The sequence below is a fragment of the Candidatus Megaera venefica genome (assembly GCF_034554655.1).
Classification (GTDB): Bacteria; Pseudomonadota; Alphaproteobacteria; order Rickettsiales; family Rickettsiaceae; genus Megaera_A; species Megaera_A venefica.
Map to the genome: position 1 here is coordinate 1 of NZ_JARJFB010000097.1, position 7,530 is coordinate 7,530.

At 34.8% G+C, this 7,530-nt stretch carries 7 protein-coding genes; 1 reads left to right on the plus strand and 6 read right to left on the minus strand.

Going from position 1 to position 7,530, the window contains the following annotated elements; genetic code table 11:
• The 6 genes from Megvenef_RS06310 to secA all read right to left on the minus strand — a co-directional run.
• On the minus strand, positions 1-328 hold a 328-nt coding region (locus Megvenef_RS06310), incomplete at its 3' end, for a transposase (protein ID WP_322776028.1).
• A 281-nt stretch (positions 329-609) separates the two neighbouring features.
• Positions 610-1,170 carry a leucine-rich repeat domain-containing protein gene (locus Megvenef_RS06315; RefSeq protein WP_322777131.1) on the minus strand — a complete coding sequence of 187 codons (561 nt, stop codon included), beginning with the start codon at positions 1,168-1,170 and terminating at the stop codon, positions 610-612.
• 118 nt (positions 1,171-1,288) lie between these two features.
• Entirely contained in the window at positions 1,289-1,927 is a 639-nt protein-coding gene (locus Megvenef_RS06320) for an SCO family protein (RefSeq protein WP_322777132.1), read from the minus strand.
• A 2-nt stretch (positions 1,928-1,929) separates the two neighbouring features.
• Positions 1,930-2,910, minus strand: coding sequence for a porphobilinogen synthase (gene hemB / locus Megvenef_RS06325; RefSeq protein WP_322777133.1), 981 nt, complete (start codon positions 2,908-2,910; stop codon positions 1,930-1,932).
• Positions 2,911-2,944: 34 nt separating this feature from the next.
• Entirely contained in the window at positions 2,945-3,670 is a 726-nt protein-coding gene (locus Megvenef_RS06330; RefSeq protein WP_322777134.1) for a gamma-glutamyl-gamma-aminobutyrate hydrolase family protein, read from the minus strand.
• 8 nt (positions 3,671-3,678) lie between these two features.
• Complete coding sequence (secA, locus tag Megvenef_RS06335) at positions 3,679-6,405, minus strand: preprotein translocase subunit SecA (protein ID WP_322777135.1); 2,727 nt, start codon at positions 6,403-6,405, stop codon at positions 3,679-3,681.
• Between the two features lie 146 nt (positions 6,406-6,551).
• On the opposite strand from secA, the gene Megvenef_RS06340 reads away from it, so the two are divergent.
• A complete protein-coding gene (locus Megvenef_RS06340) occupies positions 6,552-7,379 on the plus strand; it encodes a foldase protein PrsA (protein WP_322777136.1) in 828 nt (275 codons plus the stop codon).
• Positions 7,380-7,530: the final 151 nt, after the last annotated feature.

Genomic DNA, 7,530 nt, shown 5'->3' on the forward strand with positions numbered 1-7,530 from the left:
CTTCAGACACATCAAGATCTTGCTGCAAATATTCATAACCACAAAAATATTGCCAATAAATATTTTCCTTTAGCTCTTCCTCCGTAAACGAATCAGAACCGTTGTACATAGCTTGAAGCATTGATAGTGCTAGCATTACTCTATGATCTTTCTTATTTCTACCAAATTGCTTGATTTCAATGTTAGGCAATGCTCTGGCTTCAAGTTCAGACCAATTTACTAAATCCCTTAGTTTATATAACTTGTTTTTAGGATTTAGTTTTGTAGATAATTTCTCTTCAAATAACCTTTCTTGTTTTTGGAGAAAAGTAATATTTTCTATAGGCATAATTTTAAAATCCGTAAGCTTTATGCGGTAATTATACCATTTTCTTATGGATTTTGTAAGCTGTTTATGACATGAAACCCCTTGTTAATTCAGGCGGGGAGAGTTTTGACGGAGGGACTCAATATAGAAATATATTGGGTATAGGCCTAAGGACTCGGTTCAATTAAGTGCAGATTTATTAAATTCAATCTTCTTAATTTATCACACAACTGGTATCAGTATAAAATGCTGTGGTCTCTACACCTTGCGTAAAATAACCATCATACGTTGAGAATGCTACTTCACTTATTATGCTGGCACTCACCTTGAGTATTTAAAGGACCAACCACTGTACCCAAAAACTCAAATGCTTCTTTCCATTCTAACACTTCTTGGTTACGATCCTTAATAAGAGATATAATAGCTTCTTTCTTCATGTCTTCTTGTATACAATTCCATCTTATATCAATAATTTGTATATTAGATTTAAGCAGAGACTTAATAAAAGCCACAATATGTTCACCTAAAAAGTTGCGTCTGATATTTAAAATATGCAAAGTAGGTGAGGTAGTAATAGCATCTGCTAAAGCCATAAGGGAATGAAAATCAAGATTATATAAGCCATTGCCTCCCATATCCCAAGTATGCAGAGTATGAGAAGTAGAAGCAATTTTTGCTAATAATACAAATGCAGCTGGGGTTAGATTATTAGCCAAATAACTAGAATCAAGTTTTACTGTAGTTTGCATTATCTGATAAAAGCTACTTGCCATTATTTCTGGACTAGTAAAAGGATCTAATTCTGGATTTTCTGCTAACTGATTTAATTCTGCTATTATTCCAGGGTTTTTTCGTAATTTCATAAGTTACCTATACATAAAAATTAACATTTTATAACTTATTTTCTTAGGCTTTCTAAATTTCTATTATTGTTCCATTTTGAGTGCTGGATAGGTTCTCTACAAATACGAAAATCAAGATCTACTTACCATTGATCCTTATATATTCAATAATTTCTTCTGGCGTGGAGCTCATATAGAAATGTTTCATATACTTGCCATTCTTATCCATTAAATAGACAAAAGAAGAATGATCAATCATATACTTACCTTCCTCTTGATTTTTGTTCTCAGCTTTTGCATAAAATACTTTATAAAGTTCGGCTACTTTTTTTATTGTTTTTTCATCAGCTGTAAGCCCAATAAATTTCGGATGGAAATGTCCCAGATACTCTTTCATAAGAGCTGGAGTGTCCCTTGTAGGATCGACTGTGATAAATATTGGTAAAATATCGATTTGATACTTTTCAAGGGTGGAAAGAACATTGTTGAGTTTCTGTAAGGAGGTTGGGCATATGTCTGGGCAATAGGTAAAGCCAAAATAGACCAGACTCAACCTACCTTTCATCATTTCACTGTTGAATTCATTACCATTTTGATCGGTAAGAATAAAATCGCCTCCTATTTGTACATCATCCTTAAGGGCTCCACCTTGGCCAGCTAGTGGTTTATCCGGTAGTTCAATAGCAAGTAAGATATAGAGAGACAAGATACCAATTACGGCACTCAAAATAATAATTATCCTAGTTACTTTCCTTGAAGAATTTTGGTTGTCATTCATTTTTATTTCTCTAATAATTCTGCAACTTCTAATGCTGCGTATGTAAATATGGCCGAGGCACCAGCACGTTTTATGCAGGTCAATGATTCAAGTATAGATCTTTCCCAATTCAAAGCACCATTAGCTGCAGCAAATTTAAGCATTGCATACTCCCCAGATACTTGATAAGCCAAAATATGAGTATTAAAACTCTGCGAAGCTTCCCTAATTACATCTAAATAAGGCATGCCAGGCTTAATCATGATCATATCTGCGCCTTCTTCAATATCATGCTCTATCTCTTTTAAAGCTTCTCTAATGTTACGAGGATCCATTTGATAAGATGCTTTGCACAAATATTTTCCTTGATTACTTCCCACAGCGTCTCTAAAAGGGCCATAGAAACTAGAGTTGTACTTGGCTGCGTATGCAAGTATATTGACATGAATAAACCCTTCATTATCAAGATTATCCCGAATAGCCATAATCCTACCGTCCATCATGTCCGATGGTGCAACAATGTCTACACCAGCTTTTGCTAAAACTAATGCTTGATTTGAGAGAGCTTCAATTGTCTCATCATTATCCACATCACCATCAACCAAAATACCATCATGGCCATGAATAGTATAAGGATCAAGTGCCACATCACAAATTATTCCGATATTTAATCCAGAGTTCTTTAGAGTGCGAACAGTTCTGCAGATAAGATTGTCCAAGCTATATGCTTCATCAGCAAATTCAGACTTTAATTCAGAGTCAATTACTGGAAATAAAGCAATTGCCTTTAATCCTCTTTTTTCAGCCTCTTTAGCAGTTAACACAACTTGATCAATCGATTGACGAAACACCCCTGGCATTGTTTTGATCTCATGCCTCTGGTTTTCTCCTTCAATGACAAAGATTGGCAAAATTAAATTTTCAGCTGCTAATTTGGTTTCAGAAGTCAGATCCCTGAGCCACTGAGTGCGCCGATTGCGTCTTAATCTTACTATAGGGTACATTTACATTGGTCCTTTAAGTTAAATAAGCTAAATATTATACAACCTTTGATGACACTTCAACTAGTCTTTTAAACAAATTAGAGTCTAATTCTGAATTCAGATATTCACAGTGCCACTGCACACCAATAAGATACTTATGATTCCTGAACTCAATCGCTTCAATAATACCATCGTCTGCTCTTGCTGAAACAACTAATTCTTTGCCAACTATATCAATTGCTTGATGATGGGTAGTATTGACCATCACCTTTTTTGCATGGGTTAATTCTGAAAGTAACGTACCACCTTCAATAATAATAGAGTGTGAAGGTTCGTGTTTTGGGTGAGGTTGTTCGTGATTAATATGACTTTCATAATAATCTGGTATATGCTGAATGAGAGTACCACCAAGCACTACATTGATTACCTGCAATCCATTACATATTCCTAATAGAGGAATATTTCTTTCAATAGCACGTTTTGTTAATTTTAATTCAAATTCTGCCCTAGCATCATTCGTTTTCACTTTATCTGATTTTACTTCTTGGCCATAAAACTTAGGGTTTATATCCTCATCTCCTCCAGGTATTATTAAGCCATCGACAAGATCTAGTAACTCGTCAATATTATCACTATATGTAAGCATAATGGCTATTCCGCCATGGCTATTTACGCAGTCTGAATAGTCTTTTCTCAAAGCATACCAAGGACGATGAGAGTAAGAATATTTTTCACTATCTTTTGCAAGATCTAGAACTATTCCGATTATTGGCTTTTTCATAGGATAAATCAGGCCTCCATCCCGTGACAATGTTTATATTTTTTGCCTGATTCACACGGACAAAGATCATTCCTACTAATTTTTCCCCATGTTTCAGAATCTTTAGGATCACGATCGTTCGGATCTATATATGATTTAAATGGCTGTACCTTTGCATCAATTGAGCTACCAGAATTATATTTCTCAAACGCAGGATCAGAACGACTAGTTTGCATTTTTTGTAGTTCTTTGTTTGCAAGAGCCATAGCTTGTCTATTGACATGTTCAGTATCGATATGCAGATAACAAATTCTTTGAATAAATAATTCTCTTAAATAATCAAGCATTCCTTCGAACAAACCAAAGGCCTCCCTCTTATATTCATTGAGTGGGTCTTTCTGTCCATAAGCCCTAAGAGAAATACCTTGGCGTAAGTAATCAAGGTTATGTAAATGTTCTTTCCAAACTTGATCAAGAGTTGTTAATAATAGATATTTAGAAGCTGAATTCATTAAATCTTGTCCGTAATCAGATAGTTTCTTCTCATACAGATCTTTTACTTTAGCGCACAATATAGCACTTATTTCTTCTTCAGCACCTTCAATAGCAGAGAGTTCTTCTATAGGAAATTCAATCGCTAGTGTTCTATGAATTTCAGCACTTAACTCATCAATTTGCCAATCTTCCCTCAAGGAGTTTGGGGTAATATACTTCTGTACTATATTAGAACATAAATGATCACTCATATTTGTTACAAAAGCGCTCACATCATCAGAGGCTATGATTTCATTTCGTTGTTCATACACGATCTTACGTTGATCATTCATCACATCGTCAAATTTAAGTAGATTCTTACGAATTTCATAATTATGAGCCTCGACCTTTTGTTGAGCTTTTTCTAAAGACCTACTGATCATAGGGTGATAAATTGCTTCACCGTTTTTAAGACCAAGTGTTCTAAGCACCCCAGAGATTCTATCAGAAGCAAAGATTCTCATCAGATCATCTTCAAGTGACAGGAAAAACTTTGTTTGTCCAGGATCACCTTGACGACCTGATCGACCTCGTAACTGATTATCAATTCTTCTGCTCTCGTGCCTCTCTGTTCCGATTACATACAATCCACCAGTTGCTAAGACTTTTTCCTTTTCAGCTCTAACTTCTTGCTTTATTCGCTCGATTTCTAGGTTTTTCTGAATTTCGTTTAATGATTTACTCAAATCCTCAGTTATCATTTCAGGATTTCCACCAAGCATTATATCCGTTCCTCTACCAGCCATATTAGTAGCTATTGTAACTGCTTTAAACCGGCCTGCCTGGGCAATAACATATGCTTCACGTTCGTGCATTTTTGCATTAAGAACATTATGCTGGATTTTGCTTCTAGTTAACTCTTTTGAAATTTCTTCAGATTTTTCAATACTAATCGTGCCCACAAGGACTGGTTGTCCACGCTCGTAGCAATCTTTAATTAAATCAATCAACGCTGCATATTTTTCAGCCTTGGTACCATACATAACATCATCATAGTCAATTCTGGTGATTTTGTTATGAGTTGGAACGGAGACAACATCAAGATTATAGATATCTTTTAATTCGCCAGCTTCTGTCATAGCAGTCCCAGTCATACCGGACAGTTTTGGATACATTCTGAAATAGTTTTGAAATGTTACAGAAGCTAATGTTTGATTCTCATTCTGAATAGGAACATTTTCTTTTGCCTCAAGAGCTTGATGCAGGCCATCGGAATACCTTCTTCCATCCATCACACGACCGGTAAACTCATCAATAATTAGTACTTTTTTATCTTGAATCAGGTAATCAACATCTTTAGCAAAGATAAAATGTGCTCTGAGGGACTGATTGATATAGTGAACTAAATTTAGATTATCAAAATCGTATAAACTTGAATGCTGAGCTATTAAACTATATTCTGCTAACATGAGCTCCATTTTGTTTATACCATCTTCAGTAAGAGTTACTGATTTGGCTTTTTCATCGATTTCATAATCCCCTTTATCCAAGTTCAGAATAAGCTTATTGATTTTACCATGTAAATCTGTACTAGTATCAACTGGTCCAGAAATAATTAAGGGAGTTCTTGCCTCATCTATCAAGATAGAATCTACTTCATCAATAACGGCAAAACTAAATGGACGCTGTACCCTTGATTCTTGTGTAAATTTCATGTTATCACGTAAGTAATCAAAACCCATTTCATTATTTGTCGCATAAGTTATGTCGCAATTATATGCCTCTTTACGATCTGTGTCGCTCATTTGACCAATTACGCAACCAACACTCATCCCCAAAAATCTGAATACTTGACCCATCCACTCAGAATCTCTTTTTGCTAAATAATCATTAACAGTAACAAGGTGTGCACCTTTGCCACTAAGAGCGTTTAGGTATAAGGCTAACGTTGAAACAAGTGTTTTTCCCTCGCCAGTACGCATTTCGGTAATCATACCTCTATGCAAGATTAATCCGCCAATTAGTTGTACCTCATAATGGCGTTGACCTATAGAGCGTTTTGCAGCTTCTCTTACAACTGCGAATGCTTCATAAGTTATATCATCTAAAGTTTGACCATCACTTAGTTTTTGTTTGAACTGTTTTGTCTTATCGCGTAGTTCTTCATCGGTTAAATTTTGCAGAGCCTCTTCAAGTTGGTTGATTTTCTGTACTTCTTTGTGAAATTTTTTGATAATTCTATCGTTTGCGGTGCCAAAAATTTTGGTAAGAAATGAAAACATGTGCTAATAAGTCCTAATAATTAATCACATATAAGATATTGCATTTTACTAATTTTTCAAACAAATTGTAAAATGCATTTGACTTTATTGAAATGAGCTTCTAAAACCAACGATTATAGAACAATTCAATATGGACGTATTTAAGTATGAAAAAAGTAGCAATCGCACTGTTATCAGTAACTTTAATAAGCAGTTCTGCCTGCGCAGAAAATAAAGATGCAGAAAATAAAAATATTGTTGCAACTTATTCTGAGGGCGAAGTTACCTCTGAACAAGTAATGGAACAATTCAAGCCTATGCTTGATATGCAACCAGAAAATAAGGATAAAAAATTCTCCGAACTCGATAAAAATGTTCAAGAAATGCTGGTCAAAGGTTTTATTAATCAAAAGCTTTTTGAAAAAGAAGCTGAGAAACTAGGTATTCGTAGTTCTGAAGATTTCAAGAAAAAAATAAAAGCTGCAGAGAGTCAACTGCTACAGCAAGAATTAATCGAACGCCAACTTAAAACTGCTGTTACAGATAAGTTGATAGATGAGGAGTATAATAAACTGGCAAAAGAGCTAAAAGGTCAGAAGGAAATAAAGGTAGCTCATATCCTTGTTGATACAGAAGAAAAAGCTAAGGAAATTAAGAAGAAACTCAACAAGGGTAGTAAGTTTGAAGATCTTGTAAAAGAATTTTCTAAGGATGAAGGTTCAAAAGCAAATGGCGGTGAACTTGGATATGTAATGAAAGGGCAGCTCGTTCCTGAGTTCGAAAACAAAGCTTTTTCTATGAAACAAGATGAAATATCTGATCCGGTAAAGACACAGTTTGGCTGGCATATTATTAAAGCTCTTGATTCTCGTGATGTAAAAATTCCTCCAAAAGAACAAGCTCTAAATGGCATTAAAGGAAAATTATCTCGCGATACAATTGAAAAATATATTACTGAACTTTCAGCTAAAGCAAAAATCGAGTTGAAGCTGTAAATACTTGGTAAATGACGGTAATCTAAAAGGCTCACTATATGTGGGCCTTTTTTATTGTGCAATCCAAATTACTAAGTCTCTCCGTCAAAACTCTAAATTTTTGATATAATTTCAAGAATTTCAAAAATAAATCACCGCACATTCATTTTTT